The sequence below is a fragment of the Geothrix sp. genome (genome assembly GCF_030219325.1).
GTDB lineage: Bacteria > Acidobacteriota > Holophagae > Holophagales > Holophagaceae > Geothrix.
Map to the genome: position 1 here is coordinate 3,180,115 of NZ_CP126625.1, position 17,461 is coordinate 3,197,575.

A 17,461-nucleotide genomic window follows, 5' to 3' on the forward strand; every position below is an offset into this window, starting at 1 on the left:
CATCCTTGATCCGATGCGACCCCTCTGCTGCTGTCTGTTTGCCACGATCCTGGTCGCCCAGGATCCGGGGGCAGCTCAAGCGCTCCCGCTGAAGGTGCGGACAGGCCTGGGATCAGGTCCCACCACCGCCATCGAGCTGGCGCCCCCCGGCTGCTGGGACGGACTGTTGCTGTCGGCCTCCCTCCGTCCCGCGCCGCCCCCACGGCGCCGCGGGGCCGAGGCCACGGTGGAGGTCTGGGACCTGCTGCCACCCAGTGAAACCCGCCGCGAGGCCTTCAGCCTCTACCTGGGGGGCCTCCGGGAGCGTTTGTCCAGGGCCTTCACACAACCACCCCCCAAGCTCCAGGCCCTGGAACTGGGCGACATCATGCAGTCCGACCCCAGCCAGCCGCAGAAGCTGGATCTGACCAAGGTGAAGTCCATGCAGGAGCGCTTCAACCGGCTGCCGCCCAGCGGATTGCCGGCGAAGTAGGCACCGCCCGGGCTAGAGGTGCTCCAGATACAGCCGGTCCAGGGCCTCGGCCAGGTCCAGGTCGCGCTGGGTGATGCCGAGGCTGACGTGGGTCATGAGTACGGCGACGACCCACCGGTAGCCCAGCGTCAGGTCCGGGTGGTGGTTCACGGCCTCGGCGTGCTCCGCGGCGGCCACCACGAAGCCGAGCCCGCGGGGATAGGACGAGAACGCGAAGCGCCGGCGCAGCGTCAGGCCGTGGGAATCGCCCTGGGCCACCCACTCGGGATGCCGCGCCAGGAAGGCCTCCATGGCTTCAGGGCTGACCAGATCCTTGGACATGCTTTCCCCCCTGGTGCATCCTAATCCGTTGCCTCCGGTTTTGTTACGCCTTCCTCGAGTCCCGCCATGCCCTTCAACCACCCCCCCCTCCTCGGCCGCGTCGCCTTCGTCAGTGGATCCTCCCGGGGCATCGGCCGGGCCATCGCCGTGGAGCTGGCCCACTGGGGGGCGGACGTGGTGGTCCACGCCCAGAAGAACCTGGACCTGGCCGAGGCCGTGGCGGCTGAAATCCGCGGCCTGGGCCGCCGCGCCATGGTCGTGCTAGCGGACGTGCGGGTGAAGGCGGAGCTGGAGGCCGCCGCCGACCGCGTGAAGGCCGAGCTGGGCCCGGTGGACATCCTCGTGAACAACGTGGGCACCCGGCAGGACGGCCCCTTCATCCTCATGGGCGACGAGAAGTGGGAGGAGGTCATGAACGTCAACCTCCGGGGCACCGTCTACGCCACCAAGGCCTTCGTGCGGGGCATGATGGCCCGCAAGTGGGGCCGCATCGTCAACATCGTCAGCCCCACGGGCATCATCGGCAAGGCGGGCCAGACCAACTACGGCGCCAGCAAGGGCGCGGTGATCGCGCTCACCAAGAGCCTGGCCCGGGAGATGGCCCCCTTCGGCGTCCTGGTGAACGCCGTGAACCCTGGCCTCATCCACACCGAGCTCACCCAGGACGTGTCCGAGGAGATGCGCCGCGAGATGCTGGCCCCGGCCATCCTCAAGCGGGAGGGCGAGCCGGAGGAGGTGGCCGGCGTGGTGGCCTTCCTCTGCTCCGAGTGGGCCAGCTACATGAGCGGCCAGATCATCAACGTGGACGGGGGGCTGTGCCCCTAACTTACCGATGGCCCTAGCAGTGCGTTGATCTTCCCCACCAGCCGGACCAGGTCCACGGGCTTGGTGTCGTAGTCATCGCAACCCGCCGCCATGGCTTCCTGCCGGTCCGAGGTCAGGGCCCTGGCGGTCAGGGCCACCACGGGGATGTGGGCGGTCCGGGGGTCGGCCTTGATCTGCCGGGTCGCCTCATAGCCATCGATGCCGGGCAGCCCGACGTCCATGAGCACCAGGTTCGGCTGGCGTTCCCGGCAGAGCTGCAGGCCCTGTTCCCCGTCCTCGCCGGTGATCACGGTGAAGCCGCGGCGCTCCAGCAGACGCGAAATCGCGTCCCGGTTCATCTCGTTGTCTTCCACCAGCAGGAGCGTCGGCATCGGGGGGGTCCACCGAAAGTGTTACCGAAGCACCGGGATTTCGCACCCTCGGGAGAAGGGGGAGGTCCGGCTAGGCGTTCCGGTTCGCGGCCACCAGGGTGTTGCTGAGCAGGCCGGCGATGGTGAGGGGGCCCACCCCGCCCGGGACCGGCGTCACCGCAGAAGCCACCTCCATGGCCTCCCCGAAGCGGACGTCGCCGCAGAGGACCCCGCCCTTGGCGCGGAGGGTCTCCAGCTTTCTGGGTTCGGCAGCGAAGATCCGGGCGCCAAGGGCCTCGTCCTCCACCCGGTTGATGCCCACGTCCACCACCACGGCGCCGGGCTTGATCCAGGAACCCTCCACCAGGCCGGGGCGGCCCACGGCGGCCACCAGCAGGTCCGCCTCGCGGCAGACCGCCGCCAGGTCCTGGGTGCGGCTGTGGGCGATGGTCACGGTGGCATGCTGCTCCAGCAGCATCAGGGCCATGGGCTTGCCCACGATCTCGCTGCGGCCCAGGACCACGGCGCGGATGCCCTTGAGGGCCACGCCGTGGTGGGCCAGCAGGGACATGCAGGCCGTGGGCGTGCAGGGGCGCAGGCCCGGCAGGCCCTCCAGCAGCAGGCCCTGGTTCATGGGGTGGAACCCGTCCACATCCTTGGCGGGGCTGATGCGGTGGAGGGCCCGCTTGGAATCCAGCCCCTTCGGCAGGGGCAGCTGCACCAGAATGCCGTCCACGCCGGTGTCGGCGTTCAGCTGGTCGATGAGGGCGTCGAGGGTGGCTTGGGGCGTGTCCGCCGCCAGCCGGTGCTCGATGGAGGTGATGCCGACCTTGGCGCAGGCGGCTGACTTGTTTCGGACGTAGACCTGACTGGCCGGGTCATCGCCCACCAGCACCACGGCCAGGGCCGGGGCCCGGAACCCCTTGGCCAGGCGTCCCTCGACCCCCTGCCGGACCTCCTCCAGCATGCGGTCCGCGTGCGCTTTGCCGTCCAGGATCATGGCCATGGGTGCCCCCTCCAACCATTGAATCCCAAGGCCCCTGTGGCCCTCATCAAGATTCTGTTCTCTTGAGCATTCGGGAGAAAAGCGTTAGACTTCAGGCTCAATTCGGCCATGGTGTCCCGTTTCGGGCCCAAGACTGGGTGGGTTCGACCCACCTTTTTTGTTGTTCTGTCGGAGTCTCAGTGGACTTGAAGAAAGTGCAGCCTCCCCTCGAGCGCCAGCTGGCCCTGCTGGGCTATGAGCTGGTGCACCTGGAGCTTGTCCGCGAGGGCAAGGATGAGACCCTGCGCCTCTACATCGACCATCTGGACGCCGAGACCAGCCACCGCAAGGTCACCCTGGACGACTGCACCACCGCCCACGAGGGCCTGCTGCTCTGGATGGACGTGGAGTTCCCCGACCTGCGCGAAAAGCTCGGGGTGGAGGTGAGCAGCCCCGGCATGGAGCGCCCCCTGGTGAAGGCCGATCATTTCCGGCGCTTCGCGGGGAGGCTCTGCCGCGTCCAGACCGCCGCCCCCATCAACGGCCAGAAGCGCTTCAAGGGGTGGATCGGCCCCGTGGCGGACGGCAGCGTCACCCTCGAAGAGGACGGCGTGCTGAAGGCCGTGCCCATCGAGGCCATCCAGAAGGCCCGGCTGGCCCCCTTTGACGAAGACAAGACCCCCCGGCCCAAGCACCTGGTCGGGCGATTCACCGAACTGCCTGATGCCGACGGCGTAGAGACAAGCGCCGCCGAAGAAGAGGAGGCCTGAGATGGCAAACGTCGCAACGACCTTTTTCGACAGCGTGAAGATGATCGCCGCTGAAAAGGGCATCCCCGAAGAAGATGTATTCGCCGCCGTCGAGGAAGCCCTCGCCAAGGCCGCGGACAAGTATTTCAATGCCCAGGATTTCTACGGCAACTTCCAGGCCCAGATGGACCGGGAGACCGGCGAGTTCCACGTCTACGCCCTGAAGCAGGTGGTGGCCGAGGTCGAGGAAGAAGATCTCGAGATCAGCCTGGCGGAAGCCCAGACCCTGAACCCGGACGCTGCCGAGGGGGACACCCTCTGGCTGCCCCAGGACACCAGCCAGCTGGGCCGCATCGCCGCGCAGGCCGCCAAGCAGGTGCTGGTCCAGAAGGTCCGCGAAGCCGAGCGTGAGCGCATCTTCACCGAGTTCGCCGACCGCATCGGCGAGGTGGTGGTGGCCGAGGTCAAGCGCTTCGAGAAGAGCGCCATCATCCTCGAGATCGACCGCGTGGAATCCATGCTGCGCCGCAGCGAGGCCCTCCGTGGCGACCGCTTCGACAAGGGCCAGCGCATCAAGGTGGTCATCGTCAGTGTCGACCGCAGCGCCAAGGATCCCCAGGTCCAGGTGAGCCGCACCGATCCGCGGCTGCTCATCAAGCTCTTCGAGAACGAAGTGCCGGAAATCCATGACGGCACGGTGGTCATCCGCAACTGCGTCCGCGAAGCCGGCGACCGCGCCAAGGTGGCCGTCCACAGCCTCGATCCCGATGTCGATCCCGTGGGCGCCTGCGTGGGCCTCAAGGGCAGCCGCGTGCAGGCCATCATCCGCGAGCTGAAGAACGAGAAGATCGACATCGTCCGCTACTCGGACGACCCGGCCCAGTTCATCGCCAACGCGCTGAACCCGGCCAAGGCCATCCGCGTGAACCTCGGCGACCCCGAGGGACGCCGGGTCGAGGTGGTGGTGGACGACGAGCAGCTCAGCGTCGCCATCGGCAAGCGCGGCCAGAACGTGCGCCTCGCCGCCAAACTGACGGGCTGGAACATCGACGTCCGCAGCGAGGCCGACAAGCGCCGCGAGGCCGAGGTCGCCATGGGTCTGGCCCTGCCCGTCCCGGAGGCCGTGGATGCCCCCGATGAGGAGGCCGCCGCCCCCGCTTCCACCCTGCTCGACACCCTCCAGGTCGAGGGCCTGGACGCCATGCTGGCCGACCGTCTGGCCGCGGCGGGTTATCCCGACGCCAAATCCCTTTACACTGTTACGGCCGAACAGCTGATGCAGGTGGAAGGCATGGACCAGGATCTGGCCTTCCGTCTCATCGATGCCGTGCAGGCTCACTTCGGGGAGTAGGCTGTCGTCCTGCAGCCCCCTTCCTTCTTCCCACCCCAGGCCGAGGTAATCCGCTTACATGCTGCGCATCAACCAACTCGCCAAAGAGCTCGGAGTCGCCAATCAGGAGGTCATCGAGGCCTGTGAGAAGCGGCTGGGCCTCCAGGGGAAGAGCCACAGCTCCAACCTCACCGATGACCAGGCGGACCAGCTCCGCCGGGGTTTCCAGGGCAAGCACAAGGGCGAGCAGGAAGCGCCCCCCCTCGCCCTGCACAAACCCTCCGCCGCCGTGAAGGTGGTGAAGGGCCCCGCCCCCGCCGCCCCCGCCGTCCGCCTCGAACCCAAGGCGGAGCCCGAGCCCGCCAAGCCCGCCCCGGCCGTGCTGGTGAAGAAGGCCGAGCCCAGGCCCGAGCCCCCGGCTGAGCCCGCCCCTGAGGTGAACCCCGCTCCCAAGGCGGCCGACCCCGTGGTGGCTGAGGCCCCCGCCGTCGAGCCCCCCGCCAAGGCGCCGGCCCCGGCTCCGGTGGCGCCCCCCGCCCCTGCCGAGCCCGTGGCGGAGACCTTCTCCCGCCTCAAGGTGTCCACCGCCGCTCCCGCGCCGGCGCCCCGGGAGGACAAGCCCGCCCGCTACATCCAGCTGCCGCCCGCACGCCCCACGGGCCCCGCGGCTCAGCGCCCGGCCCCGCAGGCCCCCGCGCCCGCCCAGCCTCAGACACCGGCCGGCGGCCCCCGCCCCGAAGCGGGCGCCCGGCCCATCGTCCAGCGCCCCGGCCAGTCCCCGAGCAATGTCCAGCGCTCGGGCATGCCGCAGAAGGAAAAGGCCGTCCTGCAGATGGCCACCAATACCGGCCGCGGCGAAGTGCGCCACGAGCCCGTGCCGCCCGTCACCCCGGCCCGGCGCCCCTACATTCCGCCCGCCATCACCGAGATGCGGACGGATCAGGGCTTCAGCCGCATCAAGACCTCGGACACCCCGGCCCCGGCCCCAAGGTCCACGGAACCCGCCCGCTACATCCAGCTGCCCCAGGCCCGACCTGCGCCTGGCAGCCGGCCCAGCGGCCCTGGCGGCCGCCCCGGCGGTCCCGGTGGCCCTGGTGGTCGCGGCCCCGGTGGCCCCGGCGCGCGTCCCGGTGGCCCCGGCGGTCGTCCCGGCGGCCCCGGTGGCCGCCCCGGCATGGGCCCACGCACCGGCGGTCCCGGCCGCGGTCCCTCCATTCCCGCCTCAGGTCCCATTGATCCCAACAGCCAGAAGGGCCCCGGTCGCGGCGCCCACGTGGGTGGCAAGAAGAAGAAGGGCGGCTACGTCCGGAGCAAGGAAGAGGAACTCGACCTCAAGCTCCGCCAGCCCCGCTCCCGCGCCCAGCAGGTGGCCAGCGAATACATCGAAGAGGAAATCGGCATCGTCATGCTGTCCGAAGGCGTGACCGTCAAGGAACTCGCCGAGAAATGCAACCGCCCCGCCAAGGACGTGGTCGCCAAGCTGCTCCACCGCGGCATCTTCGCCACCATCAACCAGCCCCTCGACACCGAGATGGCCAAGGACATCGCCCGCGAGTTCGGGTTCCTGGCCGACATTGTCACCTTCGAGGAGGACGTCCAGATCATGGCCGACGAGTCCGGCGATGTGCAGGGCGAGAAAAAGCCCCGTCCCCCCGTCGTCACCATCATGGGCCACGTCGACCACGGCAAGACCTCCCTGCTCGATGCCATCCGCAAGACCAAGGTGGCGGCCGGCGAAGCCGGCGGCATCACGCAGCACGTGGGTGCCTACCACGTGGACGTGAAGGATCCGAACACCGGCGAGATGCGCCAGGTGGTCTTCCTCGACACCCCGGGCCACGAAGCGTTCACGAAGATGCGCGCCCGCGGCGCCAAGGTCACGGACATCGCCATCCTGGTGGTGGCCGCAGACGATGGCGTCATGCCCCAGACCGTGGAATCCATCAACCACGCCAAGGCCGCGGATGTGCCCCTGGTGGTGGCGGTCAACAAGATCGACAAGCCCGGCGCCAACCCGGACAAGGTCCAGCAGGGCCTGCTCCAGCACAGCGTCCAGACCGAGGCCTATGGCGGTGACGTGCCCGCCGTGCTCGTCAGCGCCAAGACCAAGCAGGGCCTGGATGAGCTCCTCGAGACCATCCTGCTCGTGGCCGACCTGAAGGAACTGAAGGCCGTTTACGACTGCCCCGCCGCCGGGTCCATCATCGAGGGCCGCCTCGACCGCGGCCGCGGTCCCGTGGCCACGGTCCTCGTGCAGCGCGGCACCCTCAAGGCCGGCGACATCTTCGTGGCCGGCGCCACCATGGGTCGCGTCCGCGCCATGTTCGACGACCTGGGCCGCAAGGTCACCGAGGTCGGTCCCTCCAGCGCCGTGCAGATCCTCGGTTTCGAGGAGGTGCCCAGCGCCGGCGACAACTTCCAGGTGGTCGAGGACGAACCCAAGGCGCGCACCATCGTCACGTTCCGCCAGGAGAAGGCCAAGCAGGCGGCGCACCTCAAGCAGCGCGCCACCCTGGAGACCCTGTTCAGCACCATCAAGGACGGCCAGGTCAAGGAGCTCGCCCTCATCATCAAGGCCGATACCCAGGGTTCTGTCGAATCCCTGGTGGGCCAGTTGGAGCGCCTCAGCACCGACAAGGTCCGGGTGCGCATCATCCACAGCGCCGCCGGCACCGTCACCGAGAACGACGTGCTGCTCGCCGAGGCTTCCAAGGCCACCATCATCGGCTTCCACACCAAGGCCGAGAAGAAGACCGAGGAGCTCGCCCGCGAAGAGGGCGTGGATCTGCGCTTCCACGACATCATCTACAAGGTCACGGAGGAGATCGAGCAGGCCATGGTCGGCATGCTGGATGCCACCGAGAAGGAGACCGTCCACGGCCAGGCCGAAGTGCGCCAGCTCTTCAAGATCGGCCGCACCGTCATCGCCGGTTCCTTCGTCACCGAAGGCAAGGTCCAGAAGTCCTTCAAAGTCCGCGTCAAGCGGGGCGAGGCGGTCCTCTTCGAGGGCGGCCTGAAGAACCTCAAGCGATTCAAGGAGGACGTGACCGAGGTGAAGAACGGCCTCGACTGCGGCATCTCGCTCGAGGGCTTCGACGAGCTGAAGGAAGGGGACATCCTCGAGTTCTTCAGCAAGGAGAAGGTGATCGCCACCAGCCTGAGCTGATTGCGCCCTGCGCTTCGCGCAGAGCGATGACGGGCCCGCTTCGCGGGCCCGTTTCATTATTGATCAAATATGACTCAATGGTATTCAAATGTTGATTAGACTGAAGTAACTATTTCCGCTGTGATCCCGATCACCTACATTGATCCGCACACTGGTCTCTCCCCCCAGGACACCCCCATGTCTACGCCCAGCTCCGCCACGCCCAGCTTCGACCTCAGCACCCCGGTCGAGGCAAAGACAGCCACGAACCCCCTCGGGCTCAGCCGCATCGACCACTTCCAGCTGACCGGTTCCATCGACCGGCTCGAGCCCCTCTACCGCCGCCTCGGCTTTGAGCGCCTAGCCGTGGGCAGGCACGCCTGGGGCTTCGTGGTCCACCTGCGCCAGCAGCGCATGGACATCCTGATCTTCGAGGCGGATGCGACCCACCCCGCCGGACGGTATTTCCAGGCCCACGGCGAGGGCGTCTGCGCCCTGAACTTCGCGGTGGAGGACCTGGACATGGCTCTGGCGCGGGCCCGCTCCCAGGGGGCGCGGGTCATGCTCGAACCCCAGACCCATGCGCTCGGGGAAGGCACGCTGCGTTTCGCGGCCATCCAGGGGGTGGGCGATGTCTGGAACTACCTCGTGGAGCGGAAAGGGGACCCCACCAGCTTCTGGCCTGGTCTCGTCGCCGAGCCCGCCCCGGCCTTATGCGATCCCGGCCTGGTGCGGGTGGACCACCTCACCAATAACGTGGGCCCGGGCGAGATGGAGGCCCTGGTGGACTTCTACGAGCGGGTCTACGGCTTCGTGGTCACCCGCGAGTTCCACATCCGGGGCGCCCTGGGTACAGGCCTGGATTCCAAGGTCGTACAGAGTTCCAACAACCAGGTGATCATCCCCATCAACCAGCCCACGGACGAGAAGAGCCAGGTCCAGGAATACGTGACCCGCCACCGGGGCCAAGGCGTCCAGCACATCGCCATGTCCACCAACGACATCTTCCACACCCTGCGCACCCTGCGCGACCAGGGCTTCCAGTTCCTCCGGGTCCCCGATACCTACTACGACCTGCTCCCGGGCCGCGTGGCCCGCAGCGGGTATACCGTCCGCGAGGACTTCTCCACCGTGAAGGAGATGGGCGTCCAGATCGACGGCGACGAGACCGGCTACCTCCTGCAGATCTTCAGCGAGGACCAGATCGGCCCGCTGTTCTTCGAGATCATCCAGCGGCGGGGGAACATGGGCTTCGGTGAAGGCAACTTCCAGGCGCTGTACGACTCCATCGAGCTGGATCAGAAGAAGAGGGGCGTGCTCTAATCCTCCGATCGTGATTCGCTCCTCGCCGGGTCCCGGCTCCGCAGGCTCCCCCGGAGCCTGCTCTGCCACCCGGCGGTCGCGACCATCGAGCTCGACCAGAAGAAGAGGGGCGTGCTCTAGACACGCCCCTCATTTCCGCAACGGCCCACCGCTTCTACTGGATCCGGAAGTCGTCCAGGTTCAGGCGGGCGGCGGGGGTGCCGTCCACGGCCAGCTTGAAGCGGACCGGCCCCGTGAGGTTGAGGCCGCTGAAGGTGGCGGTGCTCAAGGTGTTGGAACTGGCCGTCACGGAGGAGCCGACCTTGGTCCAGGTGCCGCCCTGGTCCTGGGAGTAGTAGAGCGAGAAGCTGGCCGTCTTTCCGGCCGTGCCATCGCTCTTGTACACCCCGTAGGCCACGCTGACGCTACTCGCCTGGGTGCTGGCGCTGCCGAAGTCGAAGTTCATCCAGACCGCGCTATTGGCTGCCGCCTTCATGCGGAGACCTTGCCCGTCGTTCTTGGCGTCGCTGGCGTCCGCCGCGTAGCTCATGGTGGTCACGAAGTGCCAGGAACCCGTGGATAGGGTGTAGTCCCCCGTGGCGTAGACCGTCCCCGTGCCGGCCCAGGTGAAGGCCTCCGACAGAGCTGTCGGCGGGGTGGCGATCCCCACGGCGAAGGTGAGGGTCTTGGTGGTGGTGGCAAGGTCGCCGTCCGTGACGCGGACCGTGAGGGTCACGGTGCCGGTGGCGCCCGTCGCGGGCACGATGTGGAGCACCGGACTGGCCATGGTGCCGGTGAAGCTGAGGCCGCTGTCGGGCACGATGCTCTGGTCGCTGGAGGAGGCGGTGAACGTCACGGCCAGGGGTGCGACATCATCGCTGACGGTGAAAGCGAGATCCTTGGCCGTGTCCGCCGGTGTGGTGTCCGAGGCGGGCAGGCCGGTGACGGTCGGGGCCTGGTTGCCGCCGGTGACCGTAACCACCCGCGTGACGGCGTTGCTCACGCCGAGCCCATCCGTGGCGGTGAAGGTGACGCTGTAGGTGCCGCCCGCGGTGTAGCTGTGGCTGGCGGTGGGCCCGTTGGCCGTCTGGCCATCCCCGAAGGCCCAGCTGGTGCTGGCGACGCTGTTGTTCGGGCTGGTGGCGTCCCCTTGGAAGGTGAGGACCGTTCCCACGGGGGAGCTGATGTCCCAGCTGGGGGCGACCATGTGGACGTTGGGCTTGCCCATCACTTCGAAGGCGCTGCCCCAGCCGCGGACGTCCACGGCCGTCTTGAAGGTGGCGGGCAGGGGGCTGGCGGGGGCCGGGAACAGGTCCAGACCGGTCAGGGCCTCGATGCGGGCCACCGAGGTCGTGTATTTCTGGATCTCCGCCTCGGACATGGCCAGGCCTGCCTTGTTGGGGGTCAGGACCGCCACCACCTTCGGCTGCCCAGGCGCCGTCTCGCGGACGACGACCTTCCAGAACCCGCTGGAGATGCGCACGGGCGCCACGGCCCCGGGAAGCAGGGGAGCACCGGCGTCGAAGGTGGGTCCGGTGTAGATCCAGATCCGGTTGAAGGTATCGGCCAGGCCAGGTGCCCAGGCGCCGCCGGAGCCGGTGAAGCTCCCGCCCACCACCTGCTCCAGGTGGTTCCAGAAGTTGTTGTTGTGGTCCGTGTCCTGGGGGGCGACGTTGGAGAGCCGGCAGGAGTCCGTGCCGGCCTGGGAACCGTAGCGGTAGGCCAGGTCGGACATCATGACCTGGTGCCCCCGGGTCCAGCCGCTGCCGGAGTAGTCGCCATCCGTCACCTGCGGCGCGGCCAAGCGGTCATCGGCCAGGAAAGTTCGGGTGCCGTTGGCGAAGGCGGTGGTGAACTTGAAGTTCGCATAGGTCGTCCAGGCGGGATTCTTCAGTGTCTCGTCGTATCCCACGCGGAAGGCCCCGTGCGGGAAGGCCGTACCCACCTGGTACGAGGGCAGGACCGTGAGGGGGCGACTGGGCACCGCCACCGGATCGCCGGCATAGGTGGGTTCCGGCGCCATGACGGTGAGGGTGGCGTTTTCGCTGGTGGTGGTGGCTCCGCTGCCATCCTTGACCACCACGCTGTAGGTGGCGCTGATCTCCTGGAGGTCCGTCGGGCCGACCGTGAGGCTGGTCCCCATCTCGCCGGGGATGTCCGTGCCGTTCTTCCGCCACTGGTAGGTGAGGGTGCCGATTCCCGTGGCCGCCACGGTGAAGGTGGCCCCCTCGGGGGCGATCACGTTGGCGCCCTGGGGCTGGGTCTGGATGACCGGGGCCTGGGCGCTGACCGTGATGGCGGCCTGGCTGCCCGTGAGGGTGGCGGACACCGTATCCGTGGCCGTCAGCGTCTGGGCTCCAGCGGTGTTCAGGGTCGCCATGAAGCTGTGGGCCCCGTTATCGGACCCCGCAAAGGCATAGTCGCCGGGCAGGATCGCCACGGGGTCCGTGCTGGTGATGTGGATCGTTCCCGCATACCCCGTCGCCGTGTTGCCATAGGCATCCAGGGCCGTGACAGTGAAGGTGTGGGAGGCCCCGGATGTGGTGGGGCTCGTGAATCCCGTCACACCGAAGTGGGTGGCCACCGCGTTGACGGTGACGGCCTGGGTTCCCGTGATGGAACCGCTCACCGTGTCCGTCGCGGTGAGGGACTGGGAGCCGGCGGACTTCAGCGTGGCCGAGAAGGTGTGCGTTCCGCTGTCAGCGCCCGCAAAGGTGTAATCACCCGGGAGGGTTGCTGCGGCATCGCTGCTGGTGAAGTGGACGGTTCCCGCATACCCGGGGACCGGATTGTTCGACGCATCCAGGGCCGTGATGGTGAAGGTGTGGGAAGTGCCCGCTGTGGTGGGGTTCGTGAACCCCGTCACGCCGAAGTGGGTGGCCACCGCGTTGACGGTGACGGCCTGGGTTCCCGTGATGGAACCGCTCACCGTGTCCGTCGCGGTGAGGGACTGGGAGCCGGCGGTCTTCAGCGTGGCCGAGAAGGTGTGCGTTCCGCTGTCAGCGCCCGCAAAGGTGTAATCACCCGGGAGGGTGGCTGCGGCATCGCTGCTGGTGAAGTGGACGGTTCCCGCATACCCGGGGACCGGATTGTTCGACGCATCCAGGGCCGTGACGGTGAAGGTGTGGGAAGTGCCCGCTGCGGTGGGGTTCGTGAATCCCGCAACGCTGAAGTGGGTGGCCGCCGGGGCGGTCACTGTCAACATGGCGGTGCTGCTCAGAATCGACTGACTGGTGCCATTCAGGGTGTTGGTGACCAGCACCGTGTAGCTGCCCGCATCCGTGAGGGCCACGGGGTTGAGGGTGAGCGTGGCCGAGGTCTTCCCGGCGAGGTCTGCCCCGCCCTTCTTCCACTGGTAGGTCAGGGTGCCGTTGCCCGTGGCCCCGATGCTGAAGGCGGCGCTGCCCCCTTCGGTGACCGACTGGCTAGCGGGCTGGGTCCCGATCACGGGCGCCGTGGCGGCGGGATTCACCGTCAGGGTGGCGACGCTGCTGAGGGTCGCCTGACTGGTGCCATTCAGGGTGTTGGTGACCAGCACCGTGTAGCTGCCCGCATCCGTGAGGGCCACGGGGTTGAGGGTGAGCGTGGCCGAGGTCTTCCCGGCGAGGTCTGCCCCGCCCTTCTTCCACTGGTAGGTCAGGGTGCCGTTGCCCGTGGCCCCGATGCTGAAGGCGGCGCTGCCCCCTTCGGTGATGGCCTGGCTGGCGGGCTGGGTCCCGATCACGGGCGCCGTGGCGGCGGGATTCACCGTCAGGGTGGCGACGCTGCTGAGGGTCGCCTGGCTGGTGCCATTCAGGGTGTTGGTGACCAACACCGTGTAGCTGCCCGCATCCGTGAGGGCCACGGGGTTGAGGGTGAGCGTGGCCGAGGTCTTCCCGGCGAGGTCTGCCCCGCCCTTCTTCCACTGGTAGGTCAGGGTGCCGTTGCCCGTGGCCCCGATGCTGAAAGCGGCGCTGCCCCCTTCGGTGATGGCCTGGCTGGCGGGCTGGGTGGAGATGACCGGAACTGTGGCTGCAGGTGTCGGCGCGGGGTTGGACCCGCCACCGCCGCCACAGGCCGGACCGAGAACCAGGGTACCCGCCAGGAAGAAACAGGCCACCCACCGGCCCAGGAAGCGTGTCTGGAACATGGTCATCTCCGGAGGCGGCCGTCGGTCAAGGCCACGAAGGCGCCAGGGGACCCGATGGGCCGGGCCCCCTGGCGATGGTGCAGTTGGTCAGGCTACTGGTTGGCCGGAGCCACCACCTGATAGACGGAAACCTTGGTGTCTGGTGGAACGTTCACCCGAACTACTTGTTGGCAGGAGCGACAGCCGTGTAGACCGAATTGCCAGAAGTCAGCACGAGGTCACCCGTCGAAGTGATGGAGATTCCCTGGGGGGAGAACACGTAGCCACCCGTGAGATTGCCGGGATCCCCGGTGGTGCGGTCGCTGTTCAGCAGGCCCATGCGTTGCCCGTAGTAGTTCGGGGCGATCGTGCTGGTGGGGGTTCCGACCAGGGTGGCCACATTGTTGCTGTTGCCAGTATCGATCACCCGGATGGCGTTGTTGGCGGTATCCGTCACATAGACATACCCATTCCCGTCTGCGACAAGGCCGACGGGCGTCTTGAAGGTGGCCGTGGCGGCGGTACCATCGAGGAAAGCGCCAGTGGGCGTGGTGCCCGCCGCAACGCCCACGATGGCCAGGGCGCCGCCGGACAGGTCGAAGGACTTGACCTGGTTGGTGCCCGTGAAGGCTACCCACAGGGTCTTGGTCGCGCCGGCCTGGATGGCAATGCCAGTGGGGGTGCCGGACCCACCGGTGACGAGGACACTGGTGGCATTGGCGTTGGCGAGGTCCACCTTGTAGACGTTGTTGGCGGTGAAGTCCGTGAAGTACAGGTTCGTCCCATCCACGACCATGCCCTGGACGTTCAGGCTGGCCGCGGCCGGGAAGGTGCCGGTGAGCGTGAAGCTGAGGTCCTCCGTGAAGAAGGGCTGCCCTGAAATGGGCGTGAAGCGGCGGATCTTCTTGGTGGTTCCGGTATCGGCCACGAAGAGGGCCGTGAGCGCTCCCGTCCCGTCCACCTGGGCCGCGAGACCCTTCGGACTGAAGAAGATGATCGCGTTGCTGTTAGTGTCCTTCATCGTCGTCACTGTGCCATCCGCGGCGATGATGCGGACGAGGTTGTTGCCCGTATCGGCGACGAAGGTCTTGCTTCCGCCAGGCAGCGTGGCGAGGTTGGCGCCCGTCGTCAGGCTTCCGGTGGCCAGGCTGCTGAAGCGGAACTGGGCGACAGCGCCAAGGCCGTCCATGTTTCCGTAGATCCGGGGACCACCGGCGAAGGCGTAGTTCTGGTTGGCCGGATCCTCCACGGTGAAAGCCGTTCCGGCCTTGGGGAATCCGTTGGCGTCCATCCCGGAAATGCTGACGCAGCGCACGGATTGGGTATAGAAGAGGCCCGTTTCCGCGTCCGCGACATAAAGCTTTGATCCATCGCTGCTGAGGGTGATGCCATAGGGATAGGCGATGGTCGCGACGGTGTTGGCCGCGGTCGGCAGGCCCCCATCCAGGGTCTGAGCCGCATTCTGGTACCCGGTCGTGTAGGTACCGGCCTTGCCGACCACGGTGATCAGGGCTCCCGCATAGGTCCCACCGGCCGGCACCATGCGGATGGCAGCATTGTCACGGTCAGACATGTAGAGGTTGCCCTTGGCATCCACCGCGACGGCCATGGCGGTCTTGAGGGTGCCGGTGGTGGCGGTCAGGCTGTCCGCGAACCCGGCCGTCCCCGTGCCGGCGTAAAGGGAGACGGTCGGCGTGGCCGGGGCCAAGTCCACCTTGGCGATCTTGTTCGTGCCGATGATGTAGAGGAGCTTCCGTCCCCCGTTGAAGTCCTTGGCCATCTGTCCGGCCGAGTTGGCGGCGATGACGGACGTGATGTCCAGGATCTGGGTGGGCGCGGGGCTCGCGGCCTTGAGGTCCATGCTGTAGAGGTAGGTGTTTGGGGTGCTGTAGGTGACGCAATACATGATCTGATTGCTGTCGATCACGAGGCCATTGGCATTCAACGTGAAATTCGGCATCACGCTCGGGGTGTAGGTTCCGTCCGCGTTCCGGGCCAGCTTCAGCAGGCGGCGGGTGGTATAGGTTTCACCGCTCACGTAGACATCGCCGGTGACGGGATCCACGGCGACGGCCCGCGGGTTGGACATGGTGGTGGCGACCAGGTTGTCGGTCGCGGCGCCCTGGACGCCCGGGGTTCCACCGATGGTGCGGACCTTCCGGTCGGAGCTGATCCGGCGGAGGGAGTGGGCGGAGTATTCGCCCGCGAAGATGGCTCCGTTGTCGGCCGGATAGTCGCTCATGGTGAGGACCTGGGTGCGGTAGAAGCGCGCCGTGGAGGTCCCCTTGGAATCGGGATCCCCGTCCAGCGTGCCCCGGCCGCTGCCGTAGGAGCCGGCCACGTGGTACAGGTCGCGCTGGGCCACGAACCCGGTCTTGGTGGCGCTCTTCAGATCATTCTGGGCAGTCAGGGTGTAGGTCTGGCGGCCGGGCAGGAGGTTGGTGACGGTGAAGGAACGGGCAGCGCCCGACAGGTCGCCGCTGATCTTGGTTCCGGCGGGATCCTTGACGAACTGGGTGACGGGAACGCCACTGGTGATGGACCAGGTGATGGGGGCCTGGGTGCTGCCGAAGGGGACCACGGCGGGGCCGAAGCTCCCGATGGTGATGTCACCGGCATCCACGTGGACCGTGGCCGTGGTGGTGAAGTCACCGGGCTGCACGGTCATGGTGTAGACCTGGGTCGCCGTGGGCGCCGTGAGATTGAAGGTGCCCGTGGTCGTGGAGGGCGTGTAGGGCGTGGGCTGGACCGTGGGTGTGATGGTGAAGCTGGTGACGCTGGGATTCACGGACCAGGTGAGCACCACCGTGCCTCCCGGGCCGGCGGGGTTACCCGCGCTGGTGGGGGAGCTGAGGCTGAAGGCGGGGGCGGGGTTCACCAGGATGGAAAGCGTGCCATCCACGAAACCGCCGCTGTTGGTGGCCCGGACGATGATGTGGGAAGTGTGCGGGAGGCTGACGGCTTCGTTGGGGGTTCCGCTGATGGCCCCGGTGGAGCTGCTCAGGGAGAGTCCATTGGGCAGGGGATCGCTGGTCGGAGCCAGGGCGAAGGTGCTCAGGCCCGGCTGGGCGGAGCCCAACAGGATCGGCACGGCGGCCGCGGCCATGGGCACCGTGTTGAAGAGGGACACGGAGGCCGGATTGTAGGTGAGGCTGGTGGGAGCGGTGTCCTTCAGGGTGAAGGAACGGGTGCCGGTGGTGATGGTATTGGCCGCGTTCTTCACATCACAGGTGAGCTGAAGGACCGTGCCTACGGTGCTGCCGGCCGTGAAGCTGAACGTGTTGGCCGTGGCGGCACTGACGGCCGTTCCACCGGCAATGGACCACTTGTAGGTACAGCCGGCCTGGGCGGGGACGGAGGCCGTCAGCCCGGTGGTGCCGATGGTGAGCGTGGAGGCCGGGTCGGCGCTGGTGGTGATGGTGGCATCCGCGAGGCCGGGGATCGCGATCTGGACCTGGCTGTTGACAGCCACGCCCTTCGCATTGGTCACCGTCAAGGTGTAGGTCGTGGGCGTGGTGATGGGCCCCACGGGGACCGGGACATTGGTCGTCACGGAGAGGTTGCCAGGCGTGATGACGGCTGTTCCGCCAGTCACGGCGAAGGTCCCACGGAGGTAGATGGAAGACCCGCTCACGATGGAGATGGTGGTGCCGGTCTTTGGCGGCTCGGGGCTCGTGGGGTCGGGCAGAGTGAAGGTCTTGTCCTTGCATGCGAGGAAGGAGGAGATGGCGGGCGCGGGATCCTTGTAGGAGCTGGGATTCGAGGCGCAGCCTGTGTGCAGGGCGGCAAGGCCGAGGCCCATGGACAGGGCCAGCAGGATCCTGCCGGACCTCTGGCGCAGTGAGTGGATGGACATGCGGACTCCTGAATGGCG

11 protein-coding genes are annotated in these 17,461 nt (G+C 67.6%); 6 read left to right on the top strand and 5 right to left on the bottom strand.

Going from position 1 to position 17,461, the window contains the following annotated elements; genetic code table 11:
• Positions 1 to 13: 13 nt before the first annotated feature.
• The gene (locus tag QOZ81_RS14150; protein WP_291204961.1) at positions 14 to 472 is read left to right on the top strand and encodes a hypothetical protein; all 459 of its coding nucleotides are present in this window, start codon (positions 14 to 16) and stop codon (positions 470 to 472) included.
• A gap of 12 nt (positions 473 to 484) precedes the next feature.
• Here the strand turns inward: QOZ81_RS14150 and QOZ81_RS14155 are convergent, their stop codons facing one another.
• Positions 485 to 793: a 4a-hydroxytetrahydrobiopterin dehydratase gene (locus QOZ81_RS14155; RefSeq protein WP_291204955.1), complete on the bottom strand. Its 309-nt coding sequence runs from the start codon at positions 791 to 793 to the stop codon at positions 485 to 487.
• Positions 794 to 859: 66 nt separating this feature from the next.
• Between QOZ81_RS14155 and QOZ81_RS14160 the strand changes: the two genes are divergently transcribed.
• Positions 860 to 1,618: a 3-oxoacyl-ACP reductase family protein gene (locus QOZ81_RS14160; protein ID WP_291204949.1), complete on the top strand. Its 759-nt coding sequence runs from the start codon at positions 860 to 862 to the stop codon at positions 1,616 to 1,618.
• Here the strand turns inward: QOZ81_RS14160 and QOZ81_RS14165 are convergent.
• Together QOZ81_RS14165 and folD are read right to left on the bottom strand one after the other, a co-directional pair.
• Entirely contained in the window at positions 1,615 to 1,989 is a 375-nt protein-coding gene (locus QOZ81_RS14165; RefSeq protein ID WP_291204945.1) for a response regulator, read from the bottom strand. The genes QOZ81_RS14160 and QOZ81_RS14165 overlap by 4 nt on opposite strands.
• A gap of 70 nt (positions 1,990 to 2,059) precedes the next feature.
• A complete protein-coding gene (gene folD, locus QOZ81_RS14170; protein ID WP_291204942.1) occupies positions 2,060 to 2,974 on the bottom strand; it encodes a bifunctional methylenetetrahydrofolate dehydrogenase/methenyltetrahydrofolate cyclohydrolase FolD in 915 nt (304 codons plus the stop codon).
• Positions 2,975 to 3,153: 179 nt separating this feature from the next.
• Between folD and rimP the strand changes: the two genes are divergently transcribed.
• The 4 genes from rimP (at position 3,154) to hppD (ending at position 9,500) form a co-directional block, all read left to right on the top strand.
• Positions 3,154 to 3,723: a ribosome maturation factor RimP gene (gene rimP / locus QOZ81_RS14175; protein ID WP_291204938.1), complete on the top strand. Its 570-nt coding sequence runs from the start codon at positions 3,154 to 3,156 to the stop codon at positions 3,721 to 3,723.
• A gap of 1 nt (position 3,724) precedes the next feature.
• On the top strand, positions 3,725 to 5,053 hold the full coding sequence (gene nusA / locus QOZ81_RS14180; RefSeq protein ID WP_291204935.1) for a transcription termination factor NusA: 1,329 nt from the start codon (positions 3,725 to 3,727) through the stop codon (positions 5,051 to 5,053).
• A gap of 58 nt (positions 5,054 to 5,111) precedes the next feature.
• Positions 5,112 to 8,198, top strand: a complete 3,087-nt coding sequence (gene infB / locus QOZ81_RS14185; RefSeq protein WP_300714892.1) for a translation initiation factor IF-2 — start codon at positions 5,112 to 5,114, stop codon at positions 8,196 to 8,198.
• 177 nt (positions 8,199 to 8,375) lie between these two features.
• Positions 8,376 to 9,500 (top strand): 4-hydroxyphenylpyruvate dioxygenase, encoded by a 1,125-nt coding sequence (hppD, locus tag QOZ81_RS14190; RefSeq protein ID WP_291204925.1) that lies wholly within the window; start codon positions 8,376 to 8,378, stop codon positions 9,498 to 9,500.
• Positions 9,501 to 9,654: 154 nt separating this feature from the next.
• Here the strand turns inward: hppD and QOZ81_RS14195 are convergent, their stop codons facing one another.
• Complete coding sequence (locus QOZ81_RS14195) at positions 9,655 to 13,608, bottom strand: immunoglobulin domain-containing protein (protein WP_300714894.1); 3,954 nt, start codon at positions 13,606 to 13,608, stop codon at positions 9,655 to 9,657.
• A 160-nt stretch (positions 13,609 to 13,768) separates the two neighbouring features.
• On the bottom strand, positions 13,769 to 17,443 hold the full coding sequence (locus tag QOZ81_RS14200) for a putative Ig domain-containing protein (RefSeq protein ID WP_300714896.1): 3,675 nt from the start codon (positions 17,441 to 17,443) through the stop codon (positions 13,769 to 13,771).
• Positions 17,444 to 17,461 lie beyond the last annotated feature (18 nt).

Bases quoted from the DNA above. Each gene is read 5' to 3' on its own strand.
- QOZ81_RS14150 (WP_291204961.1), top strand. From the start codon at position 14: ATGCGACCCCTCTGCTGCTGTCTGTTTGCCACGATCCTGGTCGCCCAG.
- QOZ81_RS14155 (WP_291204955.1), bottom strand. From the start codon at position 793: ATGTCCAAGGATCTGGTCAGCCCTGAAGCCATGGAGGCCTTCCTGGCG.
- QOZ81_RS14160 (WP_291204949.1), top strand. From the start codon at position 860: ATGCCCTTCAACCACCCCCCCCTCCTCGGCCGCGTCGCCTTCGTCAGT.
- QOZ81_RS14165 (WP_291204945.1), bottom strand. From the start codon at position 1,989: ATGCCGACGCTCCTGCTGGTGGAAGACAACGAGATGAACCGGGACGCG.
- folD (WP_291204942.1), bottom strand. From the start codon at position 2,974: ATGGCCATGATCCTGGACGGCAAAGCGCACGCGGACCGCATGCTGGAG.
- nusA (WP_291204935.1), top strand. From the start codon at position 3,725: ATGGCAAACGTCGCAACGACCTTTTTCGACAGCGTGAAGATGATCGCC.
- infB (WP_300714892.1), top strand. From the start codon at position 5,112: ATGCTGCGCATCAACCAACTCGCCAAAGAGCTCGGAGTCGCCAATCAG.
- hppD (WP_291204925.1), top strand. From the start codon at position 8,376: ATGTCTACGCCCAGCTCCGCCACGCCCAGCTTCGACCTCAGCACCCCG.
- QOZ81_RS14195 (WP_300714894.1), bottom strand. From the start codon at position 13,608: ATGTTCCAGACACGCTTCCTGGGCCGGTGGGTGGCCTGTTTCTTCCTG.
- QOZ81_RS14200 (WP_300714896.1), bottom strand. From the start codon at position 17,443: ATGTCCATCCACTCACTGCGCCAGAGGTCCGGCAGGATCCTGCTGGCC.